Consider the following 17,954-nt stretch of genomic DNA (forward strand, 5'->3'; position numbering starts at 1 on the left):
GAACCGGCGCTTACGCCGGTTTTTTTTCGTCCGGATTCTGGCGGGGGAAAAGACCGCTGAAGTCCGCGTGGCAGATCCGCTGCACCGCCGGGTGCTGAATCATCCGCTCCGCAAAGATAATGTGATACTCCTCGGACACCGCGCTGAGCTGTCCGGCTTCATGAATCCCCTCCCGCTGACCGATATCCAGCGCCGGTGCGACAAAGAGCGCATTCTGTCTCGCACCAAACGCCTTCATCAATGCCGCATCATCGAACTCCCCCAGAATCTCTACCTGCAGCCCCTGCGTGCTGATCCAGTTCAGGATCTTGCGTCCCAGCATAGAGCGGCGGCCGGGGATCAGCAGCGGGCGCGACTCCAGGCAGGCCGGGAAAGCGAGGCCGGAGAGCGGCTCGGTTGACCAGAAGCTGACGGGACACTCGCCCAGCCGGACCGAAAACAGCCCCTCCTGGCGGGTAGAGTCGATGGCGCAGTCAGAGATAATCATATCCAGCTTGTGCTGACTGAGCTGCTCCAGCAGCATTTCATGGGTCGATTCAAAGCAGCGCAGATGGATTTTCTCCTCTGCGACCACCGCCGTCTCCAGCACCTTGCTGACCAGCTGTTTGGAGAGCGCATCCGCCACGCCCACATCCAGCAGCAGATGCGACTCTTTGCGGTAGTTAACGATGTCCAGCATCTCCTGACCCAGCATGAACATGCGATCCGCATAGCGAAAGACCAGCTGCCCCAGTTCGGTCGGCACCAGTCCCCTGCCCTGACGCCGGAACAGCTTGCCCTGCAGGCGCTCCTCCAGCGTTTTGATCTGCCCGGTGATGGTCTGTGGCGTCAGGGAGAGCGCCTCTGCGGCGCCCGCTATCGAGCCTGCACGGCAGGCGTGCCAGAAGTAGTAGAGGTGGTTGTAGTTGATATGATTCATCGAAAAAAGGAGGCTTTCGCCTCCTCTCCATTAACGCAGTTTGACCCGCAACAGGCAGTATCCGATCACGGCGGAAAGCAGAGAGCCGGTGAGAATCCCCAGTTTAGAGAAGGTCACCAGCTGCTCGTGGGCCGCGTCAAAGGCCAGCGAACTGATGAATATCGACATCGTAAAGCCAATGCCGCACAGCACCCCAATGGCCATGATGTCACGCAGGGTCGTGCCGTCGGGCAGCACCGCCAGGCGGAGCCGGACGGCCAGCCAGCAGAACAGCGTAATGCCCAGTGGCTTACCGATTAACAGGCCAAGGATGATGCCTGACGGCTCAGGTGAGAGAACGTCGCCGATTGTAATCCCCGCCAGTGAGATACCGGCGTTGGCAAAGGCGAACAGCGGCAGGATCAGCCAGTTCACCCACGGCATCAGACCGTGTGCCAGATGCTCCGCAGGGGAGTGCCCTTCCCGCTTCTCCAGCGGCACAAAGAAGCCCACGATCACACCCGCCAGCGTGGCGTGAACGCCCGACTTCAGCACGGCGGTCCAGAGCACAATCCCCACCAGGATGTAGATCGAGATCTTACGGACGTTGAAGTAGTTCAGCAGCGCCAGCACCACGATCGCCCCTGCTGCCACACCCAGAGAGAGCACCGAGAGGCCGCTGGTGTAGAACAGGGCGATAATCACAATCGCCCCCAGGTCATCAATGATCGCCAGCGCCATCAGGAACACTTTCAGCGCCGCAGGCACACGGCTGCCCAGCAGGGCCAGCACGCCCAGCGCAAAAGCGATATCGGTCGCAGTGGGAATCGCCCAGCCATTGCGGGCAATCTCATCACCGTGGTTGAAGCCGAGGAAGATCAGTGCCGGCAGCGCCATGCCACCCAGGGCGGCGATAACCGGGAAGATCGCCTTGTCGCGGCTTGCCAGTTCACCCACCATCAGCTCGCGTTTGACTTCCAGGCCAATCAGCAGGAAGAACAGCGCCATCATCGCATCGTTAATCCACAACAGCAGATTTTTGCTGATATCGAGTGCGCCGAAGCGGATCTGGACAGGTTCATTGAGAAACGCCTGATAGCCTTCGGCGGTCGACGCCGTGTTGGCCAGAATCATGGCGGCCACGGCCGCCAGGATTAATATCATGCCATTACTGGCGTCACTCTCAATGAAGCTTTTTAGGAGGTTTTTGAGTCTGCGAGGCTTATTCAACGTTTATCTTCCTGATCAGCGATAGAAAGAGAATGAGTGTAACGGCTCATATAGTTCGTTAAAAGCAGCTTATACCACGCTGTTAGCTCGGTTTAACTGAGTCGGGAAAAGGCGGTCTGAAAAGAGGGGAGGTTTACGGCCGGGAGGATGTGGCCTGAAGGGCAAAAAAAACGGAGCCTGAGGCTCCGTTTTCTCTGTCACCGCTTAGCGGGTCAGATCGTCAAAGAATTTCTTCACGCCGTCGAAAAAGCTCTTTGAGCGCGGGCTGTTATGTTCACCGCTCGGGCCACCAAAACTCTCTTCCAGTTCACGCAGCAGCGTTTTCTGTTTCTCGTTCAGGCTGACCGGGGTTTCCACCACTACGCGGCATAACAGGTCGCCGACCGCGCCACCGCGGACCGACTTCACGCCCCGTCCGCGCATGCGGAACAGCTTGCCGGTCTGGGTTTCTGACGGCACTTTCAGCTTCACGCGACCATCCAGCGTCGGCACTTCGATCTCGCCGCCCAGCGCCGCCATCGCAAAGTTGATCGGCACTTCACAGTAGAGGTTGTTCTCTTCACGTTCGAAGATAGGGTGTTTCTTCACGGAAACCTGGACGTAGAGATCGCCAGCCGGTGCACCCTGCTCGCCCGCTTCGCCTTCGCCACTCAGACGAATGCGATCGCCGTTGTCCACCCCTGCCGGGATTTTCACTGACAGCGTCTTCGACTTCTCAACGCGGCCATGACCATGACAGGCGTTGCACGGATCTTTAATCACCGAGCCGCGACCGTGACAGGTCGGACAGGCCTGCTGAACGGTAAAGAAGCCCTGGCGCATCTGCACCTGGCCTGCACCGTGACAGGTTGAACAGGTTTGTGGCTTGGTACCCGCTTTCGCACCGCTGCCGTGGCAGACGTCACACTCTTCCAGCGTTGGAATGCGGATCTCTTTGGTCACGCCGCGTACCGCTTCTTCCAGCGACAGCTCCATGTTGTAGCGTAAATCGGCGCCACGGGATGCGCGCTGACGGCGTCCACCACCGAAGATGTCACCGAATACGTCGCCAAAGATATCGCTGAAGTCTGCACCGCCGCCGCCGAAGCCGCCGCCGCCGAATCCACCGCCACCCATGCCGCCCTGTTCAAAGGCCGCATGACCATACTGATCGTAGGCCGCGCGTTTCTGCGCATCGGTCAGGATTTCATACGCTTCCTTGACCTCTTTAAATTTGGCTTCGGCCTCTTTATCACCGGGATTACGATCCGGGTGATATTTCATCGCCAGGCGTTTGTAAGCCTTTTTGATTTCACGCTCGTCCGCGGATTTGGCGACGCCTAAAATCTCGTAGTAATCACTCTTCGCCATGTTTATTTAGCCCTTAACATGATCGCACGGGCGTGGAGAGATCTCCTACGCCCGTGCTGGTTTCAACGGCTGTCAGGCCAGCCGTCGCGCCCGGTCAGGGGCAATTATTTCTTGTTGTCTTTCACTTCTTCGAATTCAGCATCGACAACGTCATCGTCTTTCTTCGCTGACGCATCGCCGGCATCCGCTGCACCTGCCTGAGACTGCTGTGCTGCTTCCATCAGCTTGCCAGAGACTTCCATCAGCGCCTGCATTTTCGCGTCGATTTCCGCTTTATCTTCGCCTTTCAGCGCAGTTTCCAGCGCGGCCAGTGCGGCTTCGATTGGCGCTTTGTCATCAGCAGACAGTTTGTCACCTGCTTCTTCCAGCTGCTTACGGGTGCTGTGGGCAATCTGGTCGCCCTGGTTGCGCGTCTGTACCAGCTCTTCGAACTTACGGTCAGATTCCGCATTCGCTTCTGCATCACGCACCATTTTTTCGATCTCTTCGTCGTTCAGACCTGAAGAGGCTTTGATGGTGATTTTCTGCTCTTTACCGCTGTTCTTATCTTTCGCTGACACATGCAGGATACCGTCCGCATCGATGTCGAAGGTGACTTCGATCTGCGGCATACCGCGTGGCGCAGCCTGGATACCGTCGAGGTTGAACTGGCCCAGTGACTTGTTGTCATTGGCGCGCTTACGCTCACCCTGCAGCACGTGAATGGTTACGGCTGACTGGTTATCTTCTGCTGTTGAGAAGACCTGGCTGTGCTTGGTCGGGATGGTGGTGTTCTTGCTGATCAGCGAAGTCATCACGCCACCCATGGTTTCGATACCCAGTGACAGCGGGGTAACGTCCAGCAGCAGCACGTCTTTCACGTCGCCACCCAGTACACCACCCTGAACAGCCGCGCCGACTGCAACCGCTTCGTCCGGGTTCACGTCTTTACGTGGCTCTTTGCCGAAGAACTCGGTCACTTTCGCCTGAACCAGTGGCATACGGGTCTGACCACCCACCAGGATAACGTCGTTGATGTCTGAAACAGACAGGCCCGCATCCTGCAGCGCAACTTTCAGTGGCGCGATTGAGCGTGCAACCAGATCTTCAACCAGTGACTCCAGTTTAGAGCGGGTCACTTTGATGTTCAGGTGCTTAGGACCGGTCGCATCTGCCGTGATGTAAGGCAGGTTAACGTCGGTCTGCTGCGCAGAAGAGAGCTCGATTTTCGCTTTCTCTGCCGCTTCTTTCAGACGCTGCATCGCCAGTGGATCGTTGTGCAGATCGATGCCCTGGTCTTTCTTGAATTCTGCAACCAGATAGTTGATCAGGCGGCTGTCGAAGTCTTCACCACCCAGGTGGGTGTCACCGTTGGTCGCCAGCACTTCAAAGGTTTTTTCGCCGTCAACTTCGTCGATCTCGATGATCGAGATATCGAAGGTACCGCCACCCAGGTCATAGACCGCGATAGTGCGGTTGCCCTGACCTTTATCCAGACCATACGCCAGCGCCGCCGCCGTCGGTTCGTTAATGATACGTTTAACTTCCAGACCTGCGATACGGCCGGCATCTTTGGTCGCCTGACGCTGCGCATCGTTGAAGTAGGCCGGAACGGTAATGACCGCTTCAGTCACTGGCTCACCGAGGTAATCTTCGGCGGTCTTTTTCATTTTTTTCAGCACTTCAGCAGAGATCTGCGGCGGTGCCATTTTCTGACCTTTCACTTCCAGCCAGGCGTCACCGTTGTCGGCGCTGGCGATTTTGTAAGGCATGATTTTGATATCACGCTGTACTTCTTCGTCCTGGAAGCGACGACCGATCAGACGCTTAATCGCGAACAGGGTATTCTGCGGGTTAGTCACTGCCTGACGTTTAGCCGGTTGACCGACCAGAATTTCGCCATCCTGTGTGTAAGCAATGATTGAAGGCGTGGTGCGATCGCCCTCGGCATTTTCCAGCACGCGTGCTTTGGTGCCATCCATGATCGCAACACAAGAGTTGGTTGTACCCAGGTCAATACCAATAATCTTACCCATCTAAACATCTCCCACTTAAATTCGTTGCCAAGTTTGGGTTGTGAACCTTTTATGTGGGCGGGTTGTTTGCATTCAACCTGCCAGCACATGCTTTTTTTGCAGCGTTCACAACGCTCGATGAGAAGTAAATGGGGCCGCTTCGAAGCGCATCAAGGGTTAAATCAAAAAAAATTTTTCGCCGCAGCGCCCGCCGGTGTGAATGAACCCCCTTCCCGCGCTGAATATCATGTGACGCCTTGCTCTTTTAAGCGCACGGACGGCGATACTTTTATTTCATCAACCTTCCTTTTACTGCCGGGGAACAGTGGCAAATTCAGCGCTGGCTAACCCTGCCCAACCGGGCTTAATGCGATTTGGCATGACAACCGTTTGGCTTAATCTGCACAACGCGGGCCTGTCTGACATGGATGTGACCCTTTTAGCGATGGGGATTTTTTATGGCGGGATGGCCCGGTTGCTGGCCGGTCTGCGGTCGTTTAAACAGAACAACATCTTCGGGCGACGGCCCTTTACCTCCTGCGGCATGTTCTGGCTGCACTTTGTGGCGATCCTGCTACCCGCAGGCCACCTGCTGCATCAGCCTGCGCTGCTGGTTTACGCAGGCTGGATCGGCCTGATCTGCGGGGCCAGTGCCTGCTATCTGGCGCTGGGTGAAGTGCTGAATGAGCCCTTTGGCCGCACCCTCCTGCCGACTGGCGCAAACGCCACGGAAGCCTGACAGCACGCGAAGCCAGGCTCCGCGTTGCTTATGACAGTGGCTTAATCTCCTGCGCCTGCACCGGTTCATGGCTGAGATCGCGTCGCAGCCAGATCCCGGTCATCAGGCCTGCCAGCGCCAGCGCCATCACATACCAGCACGGCGCCATGACCGAGAACCCCATCAGCAGTGAGACTGCGATGGGGGTCAGCCCGCCGAAGATCGCATAGGCGACGTTGTAGGAAAACGAGAGCCCGGTAAAACGCACCTCTGCCGGAAAGGCACGCACCATCACGAACGGCACGACGCCGACGACCCCGACGCTCAGCCCCGCCAGCCCATAGAGCACGAAGAGCTGCTGCGGATAGAGAGCGGTCAGGTGATAAAACTGCCAGCTGCAGATCGCCAGCAGCAGGCTGCCGACACACAGGGTGCGGCTGGCGCCAAAGCGATCGGCAGCCAGCCCGGCAAGGATACAGCCCACGCAGAGCATCAGGGTGGCGATACTGTTGGCCTGCAGGGTCAGCGCGGGCGCAATGCCCTGCTGCTTCTGCAGCCAGACCGGCGACATCAGGATCACCACCACAATGCAGGCGGAGAGCAGCCAGGTCAGCAGCATAGAGATGACGACGGATTTCTTATGCTCCGCCAGCACCGTTTTCAGCGGCAGGGTTTCCGCCAGCGCTTTACGCTGCTGCATCTCCACAAACACCGGTGTTTCATGCAGCCAGCGGCGCAGGTACATCGCGAGCAGGCCAAACAGCCCGCCTAAAAAGAACGGGATACGCCAGCCGCCCTCGTGAATCGCCTGCGGAGACATCGACGTATTGATCAGCGTCGCCACCAGCGAGCCCAGTAAAATGCCGATGGTCAGCCCGGCGGTCAGTGTGCCGCAGGCGATGCCGATACGTTTATAAGGCACATGCTCCGCGACAAACACCCAGGCGCCCGGCACTTCACCGCCAATCGCCGCTCCCTGCAACATCCGCATCAGCAGCATCAGCAGTGGCGCCGCGATCCCGATCGTCTGCCACGTGGGTAACGCGCCCATCATCAGGGTCGGCAGCGCCATCAGCAGAATACTCAGGCTGAACATCTTTTTGCGGCCGAGCTTATCGCCGAAGTGCGCCATCACGATGCCGCCCAGCGGCCGCGCCAGATAGCCCGCAGCAAAAATGGCAAACGTCTGTAGCTGACGCAGCCATTCCGGGATATCTGCCGGGAAGAAAAGCTCGCCGATAACGGCGGCGAAGAAGACAAAAATGATGAAGTCGTAAAATTCGAGCGCGCCGCCCAGGGCGGCCAGCGCCAGCGTACGGTAATCCTTACCGGTCAGGCGCTGAGTAGGAGTCGGATTCATAATATTCCAGAGGCAAAAGAGATAACGTTGTAAAGATACGATTACTATACCGTCAATCTTTTGCCACACCAGCAGGGCTATAGCTTATGCCTGAAATGGGGAATATTTAGTTATTTATCTCACGGATGGCACTTTTAGGCCGAAATGCTGCTACCACTTCCGGATGCGTTTCGACATACGGCCCGTCCAGCAGCTGTAAACAATAAGGTACAGAAGCGAAAATGCCGTGCACCTGAACCTTGCCCTGCGCATCCTTCAGCCCTTCCAGCGTCTCTTTGATCGATTTTGGCTGGCCCGGCAGATTCAGGATCAGCGACTGTTTGCGGATCACCCCCACCTGGCGCGACAGAATCGCGGTCGGCACAAACTGCAGGCTGATCTGGCGCATCTGCTCACCAAACCCTGGCATCTCGCGATCGGCGACGGCCAGCGTCGCGTCGGGAGTGACATCGCGACGGGCCGGACCGGTGCCGCCGGTGGTCAGCACCAGATGGCAGAAGCGTTCATCGACCAGTTCACAAATCGCCTGTTCAATCATCACCTGCTCATCGGGCACCAGGCGGGATTCAATCTCAAACGGGCTGCTGATGGCGCTGCTGAGCCAGCTCTCCAGCGCGGGGATCCCCTGATCCTGATAGATGCCGTTGGCGGCGCGATCGGAGACTGAGATCAGGCCAATGCGTAATGTATTCATGATGTATTTCGCTGTGCTTTACCGCGGTGCGGTGGAGTAAAAGGGGACTGGCAGAGAGGATAATATAAAGTGAAAGGGTCGCAAAAGGGAAAACCGTGACGGCCTGTGCCGTCACGGTCAGCAGATTACAGCAGTTCTGCCAGCATCTTCTCAAGTTTGCCCTGGTCGATGGCAAAGTTGCGGATACCTTCAGCCAGCTTGGCAACGGCCATCGGATCCTGGTTGTGCTGCCACAGGAACTCAGACTCGGTCATGCGGGCCGGACGCGCTTTCACTTCGCCGCTGTAGCTCAGTTTACGTTCCAGAGTGCCTTCGCTTTCTGCCAGCTCTTTCAGCAGCGCAGGAGAGATGGTCAGACGGTCGCAGCCGGCCAGCTCGATGATTTCGCCCACGTTACGGAAGCTGGCACCCATGACCACGGTTTCATAGCCGTGCTGCTTGTAGTAGTTGTAGATTTCAGAAACGGAAATCACGCCGGGATCTTCGTGCGCGGCATACTCTTTTTTGTCGGTGTTCGCTTTGTACCAGTCGAGGATACGGCCAACAAACGGCGAAATCAGGAACACACCCGCTTCGGCACAGGCACGCGCCTGGGCAAAGGAGAACAGCAGCGTCAGGTTACAGTTGATGCCCTCTTTTTCCAGCTGCTCCGCCGCGCGGATACCCTGCCAGGTAGAGGCCAGTTTGATCAGGATACGGTCATTGCTGATACCGGCATCGTTATAGAGCTTGATCAGGCTGCGGGCTTTCGCGATGCTGCCTTCAGTGTCGTAAGAGAGACGCGCATCGACTTCTGTCGAGATGCGGCCCGGCACCAGTTTAAGGATTTCCAGACCAATGTTTACGGCCAGCTTGTCAGAAACCAGCTGCAGCTGCTCTTCTTTGTTGCTGCTCTGCTCACGCGCCCAGCCGATCGCTTCATCGATCAGTTTACGGTATTCAGGGATTTGTGCGGCGTTGAGGATCAGAGAAGGGTTGGTAGTCGCATCCTGAGGCTGGTACAGCTTCATGGCTGCGATATCACCGGTGTCGGCGACGACGGTGGTGAGCTGACGCAGGGAGGTAAGTTTGTCCGTCATGTTCTTTTCTCTTAGTTAACTATCAGTGTGAAAAAAGGCTGTGGCGATAATATCACGCAGCAACGGTGGCGCAAGGTCAGGGAATGCCGTTTGCGATAGTGCGGACAAATAGGTGTGATTCGTCATTCTTTGCAGCTTTTTTGCTACACTGCCAGCCCTGATGAGCAGCCAATGCCCTGTAAATCCAGCTATTAATCGAGGAAACGACTATGTTGATGGTGATCTCTCCGGCCAAGACGCTGGATTATGAAAGCCCGCTGGCGACGACGCGCTACACCCAGCCTGCGCTGTTAGAAAAATCACAACAGCTGATTGAGATTGCCCGCGATCTGTCCCCGGCCAGCATCGCCTCGTTAATGAGCATCAGCGACAAACTGGCGCACCTGAATGCCGAGCGGTTTAACAGCTGGCAGCCCGACTTCTCGCCACAGAACGCCCGCCAGGCGATTCTGGCGTTCAAAGGCGACGTTTACACCGGCCTGCAGGCTGAAACCTTCAGCGATCGCGATTTCGATTTTGCTCAGCAGCACCTGCGCATGTTGTCTGGCCTCTATGGCGTACTGCGTCCGCTCGACTTAATGCAGCCTTACCGTCTGGAGATGGGGATTCGCCTGGCGAACCCGGCCGGTAAAGATCTCTATACCTTCTGGGGCGATCTCATTACTGAAACGCTGAATGCCGCGCTGGCGGAACAGGGCGATGAGGTGCTGATCAACCTCGCCTCGGACGAATATTTCAGGGCGGTTAAGCCGAAGAAACTGCAGGCGCAGATGATCAAGCCGGTGTTCCTCGACGAGAAGAACGGCAGCTACAAAGTCATCAGTTTCTATGCCAAAAAGGCGCGCGGACTAATGAGTCGCTTTGTGATTCAGCAGCAGCTGACGAAGCCGGAGCAGCTTAAAGCGTTTGATCTGGAGGGGTATCGTTTTGATGCCGCCAGCAGCAGCGACAGTGAGCTGGTGTTTAAGCGCGCGGAGCAGTAACGCCGCCGCGCGCCGGGCTTCCCCCTATCGGAGAAGCCCTGGGTACTCTTACTTCAGCAGGAACGCCCGCAGCGCGGCGAAATCCGCCTTCATCTTATGCGACAGCAGCGGCAGATCGGCGCGCTCCGCTAACGCCGGCGGCAGCGTCAGCGTCTGCTCCAGGATCGCCTCCACGCTCTCGCGGAACTTCGCCGGGTGAGCCGTCCCCAGGAACAGACCATACTCCCCTTCCTGCAGCTGGTCGCGCAGCAGACGCCAGGCGATGGCGGCATGCGGCTCGGACACATAGCCTGCTTCAGCCAGTTCACGCATCGCGGCGCGGGTGGTCTCATCAGAGACGGCACCACAGGCCAGATCGGTCAGGCGCCAGGTTTTACGGCGGAACAGCTCTTCCACACGCGGCCAGTTGTTCGGCTGGCTGACATCCATCGCATTCGACAGCGTAGAGACCGTCTGGTTAGGCAGCCACTCGCCGTTGCCCAGGAAGCGCGGCACCGTGTCGTTGGCGTTGGTGGCGGCGATAAAGCGCTTGATCGGCAGGCCCAGTGATTTAGCCAGCAGACCGGCGGTCAGATCGCCAAAGTTGCCGCTTGGCACAGAGACCACCAGCTGATTGCGTTTCTCCTGCGGCAGCTGAGCCACTGCTTCAAAGTAGTAGCAGATCTGCGCCAGCAGGCGGCTGATGTTGATGGAGTTTGCCGAGTTAAGGCCAATCGCCTTCTTCAGCGCTTCATCATCAAACGCCTGTTTCACCAGTGCCTGGCAGGCATCGAAATCGCCGTCGATCGCAAGGGTTTCGATGTTGCCGCCCAGGGTGCAGAAAAGTTTCTCCTGCAGCGGACTGATTTTGCCCTGCGGATAGAGGATCACTACGCGCACGTTTTTCATGCCGTAGAAGGCGTGCGCTACGGCGGCACCGGTGTCGCCGGAGGTGGCGGTCAGAATCGTGATCTGCTCATCGGAACCAGAAACATACGACAGCATCTGCGCCATAAAGCGGCCGCCGAAATCTTTAAACGCCAGCGTCGGGCCGTGGAACAGTTCCAGACAGGCGATATCCTCGCTGACCGCTTTGACCGGCGCCGGGAAAGCAAACGCGGCTTTCACGCGCTCATGCAGCTGCTGGGCCGGGATCTCGTCACCAATAAACGCCGAGAGGATTTTGCTGCTGCGGCTGACAAAATCCATCTCCAGCATCGCGTCGATGTCGGTCAGTTCAAACTCTGGCAGTTCCAGCGGAAAGAAGAGACCCTGCTGTGAGCCCAGACCCTGTTTCACCGCCTGGGCGAAGCTGACCTGCTCGTTGTGATCCTTAAGATTGTAGAGTTTCATGCGTTATCCCAATTGTCGTGCGCCAGCCGTGTCAAGACGGCAGATATGGACGAAGCCTTCATCGTTCTGCAGATAGTGCTGGCTCAGCCAGTCAGCCATCCGCTGTGCCGTTTCCATCTGATTGCAAACGGCGAAAAGTGTCGGACCGGAACCTGAAATCCCGCACGCCAGCGCGCCAGTATCTTTAGCGGCCTGGCGCGCCGCGGCAAAGCCGGGCAGCAGCCGGGTGCGATAGGGTTCGGCAATCACATCCTGCATCAGTTTAGCGGCCAGCTCAGGCTGACGCGTATGGCAGGCGTGAATGAAGCCCGCCAGCAGGCGGCCATGCTTGATGCAATCCTCTTTGCGGTACTGCGCAGGTAAAATGGCGCGCGCTTCGGCGGTCGAGACCTTGATGCCCGGATAGGCCATCACCCACAGCCAGTCGTCGAAGCCCGGCACCGCCTGGCTGATAATGTCGTTTTCCTCCAGCATCAGCTGGATGCCGCCCAGGAAGCAGGGCGCAACGTTATCGTAATGTACGCTGCCGGAGATCCGCCCTTCCAGCTCGCCCATCAGCGTCAGCAGAGCGCTGTCGCTGAGCGGTTTGCCGCAGAATTCGTTCATCGCCATTAAACCGGCCACCACCGAGCAGGCGCTGGAGCCCAGCCCGGAGCCGATAGGCATATTCTTCTCCAGCGTCATCGCCACCGGGATCTCTTTGCCCACCGCCTCGCAGAAACGCTGCCAGCACTGATAGACGATATTCTCCCTGGGATCGGCGGGCAGCTTACTGACGAAACGGCCGGCGTTGGTCAGGGAAAACTGATCCGCCGCCGCAACCGACACGCAGTCGCCCAGCAGGGAGCCATCTACCGGCGAAACGGCCGCGCCCAGCACATCGAAGCCGACGCTGACGTTACCAATCGAGGCCGGTGCGTAAATTTTTACCATGATTAAACTCCCAACTTCCATGACAGCGTACGCAGCAGGTCGGCAAAGACCCCGGCCGCTGTGACATCATTTCCTGCACCGTATCCGCGCAGCACCAGCGGAATCGGTTGATAGTAGCGGCTGTAAAACGCCAGCGCGTTCTCGCCATTTTTCACTTTATAGAGCGGATCGTTGCCGTCAACGGCCTCGATCTTCACTTTGCAGATACCACCCTCTTCGATCACGCCCACATAGCGCAGGACTTTACCCGCCTCCTGCGCCTGCGCGACCCGGCTGGCAAAGGCGTCATCCAGTTCCGGCAGACGCTGCATAAATTGCTCAACATCCTGAATCCCGGTCAGGCTGGCGGGCAGCAGCGGCTCGATCTCAATGTCACTCAGCTCCAGCTGATGACCCGCCTCACGCGCCAGAATCAGCAGCTTGCGCGCCACATCGGTTCCGGCGAGATCGTCGCGTGGATCGGGTTCGGTGAAGCCCATCTCACGCGCCATCCGGGTCGCCTGGGAGAGGGACACCCCTTCATCCAGCTTGCCGAAGATAAAGGAGAGCGAACCGGAGAGAATACCGGAGAAACGCAGCAGCTCATCACCGGCGTTCATCAGGTTCTGCAGGTTTTCGATCACCGGCAGGCCAGCGCCCACGTTGGTGTCATACAGGAATTTGCGCCGTGATTTGGCCGCCGCCGCACGCATCTGCTGATAGTAATGCCAGGAGGAGGTGTTGGCCTTTTTGTTCGGCGTCACCACATGGAAGCCTTCGCTGAGAAAATCGGCGTACTGATCGGCAACTGCCTGGCTGGAGGTACAGTCCACAATCACCGGATTGAGCAGATGGTACTCTTTTACCAGACGCGCCATGCGGCCCAGATTGAACGGCTCTTTCGCCTCGGCCAGCGCCGCCTGCCAGTGACTCAGATCGATGCCGTGGACGTTCGTTAACAGCGCACGCGAGTTGGCGATGCCGCAGACCCGCAGATCGATATGCTTCTGCTTCAGCCACGCCTGCTGGCGATGCAGCTGATCCAGCAGTGCGCCGCCCACCCCGCCTACGCCGACCACGAACACCTCAATCACCTGATCGGTGGCAAACAGCATCTGGTGCACCACGCGAACGCCGGTGATCACCTCGTCATTGTTGACCACGACCGAGATAGAGCGTTCAGAGGAGCCCTGGGCAATCGCCACGATATTAATATTGGCGCGCGCCAGCGCCGAGAAGAATTTGGCTGAGATGCCGCGCAGGGTGCGCATGCCATCGCCCACTACCGAGATGACCGCCAGGTTTTCGATGATATCCAGCGGGTCCAGCAGGCCATCTTTCAGCTCCAGATAGAACTCCTCTTCCAGCACCTGACGCGCACGCGCCAGCTCGCTCTGCGGCACGCAGAAACTGATGCTGTATTCCGAAGAGGACTGCGTGATCAGCACCACGGAGATCCCGGTACGGGACATCGCCGCAAAGACTCTGGCCGCCATGCCCACCATCCCTTTCATGCCCGGGCCGGAGACATTGACCATCGCCATATTATTCAGGTTAGTGATGCCTTTCACCGGGGTCTCATCCTGGTCGCCTTCTGCGCCGATGAGGGTGCCGGGTGCCTGCGGATTAGCGGTGTTTTTGATCAGGCAGGGGATCTGGAACTGGGCAATCGGCGCAATGGTGCGGGGATGTAAGACTTTCGCGCCGAAATAGGAGAGCTCCATCGCCTCCTGATAGGACATCGACTTCAGCAGGCGCGCATCCGGCACCTGACGCGGATCGCAGGTGTAGACGCCATCCACGTCCGTCCAGATTTCACAGCAGTCGGCGCGCAGACAGGCTGCCAGCACCGCTGCTGAATAGTCAGAGCCGTTACGGCCCAGCACCACCAGCTCGCCGCGTTCGTTACCGGCCGTAAAGCCCGCCATCAGGATCATGTTCTGCGGTGGGATCCGGCTCGCCTCGATGCGACGGGTCGATTCGGCAATATCGACGGTAGATTCAAGGTAGTGGCCGACCGCCAGCAGTTTTTCCACCGGGTCGATCACGCTGACGCCATAGCCGCGCGCCTGCAGCAGAGCCTCCATGATCGCGATCGAGAGCTTTTCACCACGACAGATGATCGCTGCGTTTACGCTGTCCGGACACTGCCCCAGCAGGCTGATGCCGTGCAGCACCTGCTTCAACTGGGCAAACTCCAGATCGACACGGGTTTTCAGCTGATCGTATTCAAAGCCGGGCTGAGCCTCCGCCAGTCCCTGCAGCAGCTCGCTGAAAATGCGTTCGGCGTCGCTGATATTCGGCAAAGCATCCTGACCACTGATGGTTTTTTCAATCATCGCCACCAGATGGTTAGTGATCTTCGCTGGCGCAGAGAGCACGGTTGCAACCTGTCCTTGTTGCGCATTGCTTTCCAGAATGTCCGCGACGCGAAGAAACCGCTCCGCATTCGCTACCGAGGTCCCGCCGAATTTCAGCACTCGCATGATATTCACTCTCCTGAATTTAAGCCGAAAAAAAAGCCCGCACTGTTCAGGTGCGGGCTTTTTTTCTGTTTTTCCTGTATGCGTCAGCCCGCACCGTTACCTGGGGTAATGGTGGTGGTAATAATTGTGGTGTTCAGGCTGATTTTACGCATTGAGATTTATTTTCTGTCTGTCTTTTTTGTCCGTCTGGCTCCCAGAAGTAAAGCAAAGCGCACATTAAGTCAACCCGATTTGTCCGCCGGACAGATCTTCGCCACTGCGCACAGCCTCCGGTGAAAGCCGGAAACGGTGTTTGATCGTTTGCCATCACGAAACCAGGTGCGATCTGGTGCTATAAAATCAGCTTTTTGCCGAGGATTTATCTGTGAGTTTTTTTTCAATATCGTGCAGCAGACGATGCAGCATCGCACTGTCGCGCTGCTCCAGCAGCCCGACCCGCTGATCGATCCAGTCTGCCAGTTTTTCATCATCGCTGACCTCAAGGTGCGTCAGCAGCTGATGGAAACGCTGACGCAGCGCCTGCAGCTGCTGCCCGTCGGCGGCCGCGGCGACCGGCGCCTCCACCTGGTTGAGCTTCGACAGCTGATAGCAGTAGACCATCACCGCCTGACCGAGATTGAGGGACGGATAGTCATTCGCCATCGGGATGCCGGTCAGCAGATCGACCTGCTCCAGCTCCTCGTTGGTCAGCCCGCTATCCTCGCGGCCAAACACCAGCGCCATGCTGTTGACCCACTGGCGCTTCTCCTGCAGCTGCGCTTCGACCTGCTCCGGCGTAGCGTAGTAGCGGAACTTTGCCCGGCTGCGCGCCGTGGTGGCGACCGAAAAATCGATATCCGCCAGCGCGTCGGCCAGAGTGGCAAAGGTCTGCACATTATCGAGGATCTCACCCGCGCCGTGGGCGACCCGGCGCGCAGCGGGGTCCTGCCAGGCGTCACTGGCCACGATACGCAGCTGGGTGAAGCCCATCGTTTTCATGGCACGCGCCGCCGCGCCGATATTTTCTGGCCGCGCAGGCGAGACGAGAATCAGGGGAAAAAGCATATTTATTCCATTGGTCCATTTACATAACGCCATATTAACATGGCTGTTAATGATTCAGTCGGCAGCAGGTAATAAGAAAATAGAGTGTTAACGATGTTAAAACTCATTAAAAATCGTGGCCGGGATATTTTTATCACTGAAGCGGCCATTATTAAAGAAAACATTATTAAAGCATTTAACTTCAACAGGATAGAATGTCGTGACGCTCCGGTTTCATTTTGGGCCTCGCCCACAGAAAATGTAACGAAAATGATGCTTTTTGTGAGCTAAACAGGCAATATGCGAGAAGTTTTTCACAAAAGTGTTAACGTGCTACAATTGCATTTGATATAAGTCAACGAAGCGTTTTTTTTATGCTTATCGGTTGTAGTTGGTGCTGTTAGGTTGCTGTTAATACAGTTAGGATATGCGCCATTATCATTAACGCCCGGGGCATGCAATTTTCATCCTGACTGGCTGAGCTAATACTGTTGTTGACGTTGATAGATGGCTTATCAAAAGATGATTTCGTACAACGGTTCCGCGCGGCCCGCCGCTCTCGATGATGGAGAACGCCATACCGCTGTACGCCCTGTTTTCAATTTGTTGGCAAATTTTAGGTAGCTAAACATGCAGACCCCGCACATTCTTATCGTTGAAGACGAACTGGTCACGCGTAATACCCTCAAGAGCATTTTTGAGGCGGAAGGTTATGTGGTGTATGAGGCGACGGACGGTGCTGAAATGCATCAGGTGCTGACCGACAATGACGTAAACCTGGTGATCATGGACATCAACCTGCCCGGTAAAAACGGCCTGTTGCTGGCCCGTGAACTGCGTGAGCAGGCCAACGTCGCACTGATGTTCCTGACCGGCCGTGACAACGAAGTCGATAAAATTCTTGGTCTGGAAATTGGCGCTGACGACTACATCACCAAACCGTTCAACCCGCGTGAGCTGACGATTCGTGCCCGCAACCTGCTGTCGCGCACCATGAACCTGGCGATGCCGGGCGAAGAGCGTCGTCAGGTCGAGAGTTATAAATTCAACGGCTGGGAGCTGGATATCAACAGCCGCTCACTGATCAACCCGAACGGCGAGCACTATAAGCTGCCGCGCAGTGAGTTCCGCGCCATGCTGCACTTCTGCGAAAATCCGGGCAAGATCCAGACCCGCGCCGATCTGCTGAAGAAAATGACCGGCCGCGATCTCAAGCCACACGATCGCACCGTCGATGTCACGATCCGCCGTATCCGTAAGCATTTCGAATCGACGCCGGATACCCCAGAGATCATCGCCACCATTCATGGTGAAGGCTATCGCTTCTGCGGTGATCTGCAGGAGTAACTGCCCGCCAGAGGCCGCCTGTAAAAAACGCCCCTGCGGGCGTTTTTTTTGTCCTCAATATGTCCGGCTTAGTGCCACGGCATAATCGGTACGGCGCTGAGCGCATTTTTCGGTGAGCCATCGACCATCTTATCGGAGTAGGTCAGATAGACCAGCGCGTTACGCTTCTGGTCGAAGAAACGCACGACCTGCAGCTTTTTGAAGATCAGCGAGGTGCGCTGGCGGAAGACCACTTCCCCCTGCGCTTTGCCCTGGGCGATCTTCTCGCTCAGCTCGACCGGCCCAATCTGCTGGCAGGAAATCGCGGCATCAGACGTATCTTCTGCCAGCCCCAGCCCGCCTTTGATCCCGCCGGTTTTCGCCCGGCTGATATAACAGGTTACATTTTTCACGTCCGGATCGTCGAAAGCTTCGACAACAATCTTATGGTCAGGACCGAAAATTTTGAACACGGTATCGACCGAGCCGATCTGCTCGGCAAACAGCGGGCTGGAGAAGCTCAGGGTAGTGAGCGCAGCTAATATAAGACGCGATATTGTCATGGAGTT

General features: G+C 57.1%; 17 protein-coding genes and 1 other annotated feature. Of the genes, 4 read left to right on the forward strand and 13 right to left on the reverse strand.

Annotated features, from left to right (window positions below; genetic code table 11):
- Positions 1–10 precede the first annotated feature (10 nt).
- From nhaR to dnaK, 4 genes are all read right to left on the reverse strand, one after another.
- Positions 11–919, reverse strand: coding sequence for a transcriptional activator NhaR (gene nhaR, locus J1C59_RS15660; protein ID WP_128084658.1), 909 nt, complete (start codon positions 917–919; stop codon positions 11–13).
- A 30-nt stretch (positions 920–949) separates the two neighbouring features.
- Positions 950–2,128, reverse strand: coding sequence for a Na+/H+ antiporter NhaA (gene nhaA / locus J1C59_RS15665; RefSeq protein ID WP_111139365.1), 1,179 nt, complete (start codon positions 2,126–2,128; stop codon positions 950–952).
- Between the two features lie 204 nt (positions 2,129–2,332).
- Complete coding sequence (gene dnaJ, locus J1C59_RS15670; protein ID WP_128084659.1) at positions 2,333–3,478, reverse strand: molecular chaperone DnaJ; 1,146 nt, start codon at positions 3,476–3,478, stop codon at positions 2,333–2,335.
- A gap of 104 nt (positions 3,479–3,582) precedes the next feature.
- Entirely contained in the window at positions 3,583–5,493 is a 1,911-nt protein-coding gene (dnaK, locus tag J1C59_RS15675; RefSeq protein WP_140917031.1) for a molecular chaperone DnaK, read from the reverse strand.
- A 304-nt stretch (positions 5,494–5,797) separates the two neighbouring features.
- On the opposite strand from dnaK, the gene J1C59_RS15680 reads away from it, so the two are divergent.
- On the forward strand, positions 5,798–6,211 hold the full coding sequence (locus J1C59_RS15680; RefSeq protein WP_128084660.1) for an acetate uptake transporter: 414 nt from the start codon (positions 5,798–5,800) through the stop codon (positions 6,209–6,211).
- Positions 6,212–6,239: 28 nt separating this feature from the next.
- Here the strand turns inward: J1C59_RS15680 and J1C59_RS15685 are convergent, their stop codons facing one another.
- The 3 genes from J1C59_RS15685 to tal form a co-directional block, all read right to left on the reverse strand.
- Complete coding sequence (locus tag J1C59_RS15685) at positions 6,240–7,550, reverse strand: MFS transporter (RefSeq protein WP_128084661.1); 1,311 nt, start codon at positions 7,548–7,550, stop codon at positions 6,240–6,242.
- Positions 7,551–7,656: 106 nt separating this feature from the next.
- The gene (mog, locus tag J1C59_RS15690) at positions 7,657–8,244 is read right to left on the reverse strand and encodes a molybdopterin adenylyltransferase (protein ID WP_128084662.1); all 588 of its coding nucleotides are present in this window, start codon (positions 8,242–8,244) and stop codon (positions 7,657–7,659) included.
- Positions 8,245–8,369: 125 nt separating this feature from the next.
- Positions 8,370–9,323 carry a transaldolase gene (tal, locus tag J1C59_RS15695; protein WP_111141363.1) on the reverse strand — a complete coding sequence of 318 codons (954 nt, stop codon included), beginning with the start codon at positions 9,321–9,323 and terminating at the stop codon, positions 8,370–8,372.
- 209 nt (positions 9,324–9,532) lie between these two features.
- Here tal and yaaA point away from each other — a divergent pair, with 209 nt between their 5' ends.
- Positions 9,533–10,306, forward strand: coding sequence for a peroxide stress protein YaaA (gene yaaA, locus J1C59_RS15700; protein ID WP_128084663.1), 774 nt, complete (start codon positions 9,533–9,535; stop codon positions 10,304–10,306).
- Positions 10,307–10,354: 48 nt separating this feature from the next.
- Here the strand turns inward: yaaA and thrC are convergent, their stop codons facing one another.
- The 5 genes from thrC to J1C59_RS15725 form a co-directional block, all read right to left on the reverse strand.
- Positions 10,355–11,638 carry a threonine synthase gene (gene thrC / locus J1C59_RS15705; protein WP_128084664.1) on the reverse strand — a complete coding sequence of 428 codons (1,284 nt, stop codon included), beginning with the start codon at positions 11,636–11,638 and terminating at the stop codon, positions 10,355–10,357.
- 3 nt (positions 11,639–11,641) lie between these two features.
- Positions 11,642–12,571, reverse strand: a complete 930-nt coding sequence (gene thrB, locus J1C59_RS15710; protein WP_128084665.1) for a homoserine kinase — start codon at positions 12,569–12,571, stop codon at positions 11,642–11,644.
- A gap of 2 nt (positions 12,572–12,573) precedes the next feature.
- Entirely contained in the window at positions 12,574–15,036 is a 2,463-nt protein-coding gene (gene thrA, locus J1C59_RS15715; protein WP_128084666.1) for a bifunctional aspartate kinase/homoserine dehydrogenase I, read from the reverse strand.
- Positions 15,037–15,062: 26 nt separating this feature from the next.
- Positions 15,063–15,181 (reverse strand) — a sequence feature (Thr leader region).
- Positions 15,120–15,188 (reverse strand): thr operon leader peptide, encoded by a 69-nt coding sequence (gene thrL / locus J1C59_RS15720; RefSeq protein ID WP_090964490.1) that lies wholly within the window; start codon positions 15,186–15,188, stop codon positions 15,120–15,122. It overlaps the preceding feature by 62 nt.
- A 187-nt stretch (positions 15,189–15,375) precedes the next feature.
- Complete coding sequence (locus J1C59_RS15725) at positions 15,376–16,080, reverse strand: tRNA/rRNA methyltransferase (protein ID WP_128084667.1); 705 nt, start codon at positions 16,078–16,080, stop codon at positions 15,376–15,378.
- Positions 16,081–16,173: 93 nt separating this feature from the next.
- On the opposite strand from J1C59_RS15725, the gene J1C59_RS15730 reads away from it, so the two are divergent.
- Together J1C59_RS15730 and arcA are read left to right on the forward strand one after the other, a co-directional pair.
- Entirely contained in the window at positions 16,174–16,350 is a 177-nt protein-coding gene (locus J1C59_RS15730) for a hypothetical protein (RefSeq protein ID WP_167498258.1), read from the forward strand.
- Positions 16,351–16,689: 339 nt separating this feature from the next.
- Positions 16,690–17,406 (forward strand): two-component system response regulator ArcA, encoded by a 717-nt coding sequence (gene arcA / locus J1C59_RS15735; RefSeq protein ID WP_111141369.1) that lies wholly within the window; start codon positions 16,690–16,692, stop codon positions 17,404–17,406.
- 68 nt (positions 17,407–17,474) lie between these two features.
- Here the strand turns inward: arcA and creA are convergent, their stop codons facing one another.
- The gene (creA, locus tag J1C59_RS15740; RefSeq protein WP_128084668.1) at positions 17,475–17,948 is read right to left on the reverse strand and encodes a protein CreA; all 474 of its coding nucleotides are present in this window, start codon (positions 17,946–17,948) and stop codon (positions 17,475–17,477) included.
- Positions 17,949–17,954 lie beyond the last annotated feature (6 nt).

This window comes from Pantoea deleyi (assembly GCF_022647325.1).
In the GTDB taxonomy this organism is placed as follows: Bacteria; Pseudomonadota; Gammaproteobacteria; order Enterobacterales; family Enterobacteriaceae; genus Pantoea; species Pantoea deleyi.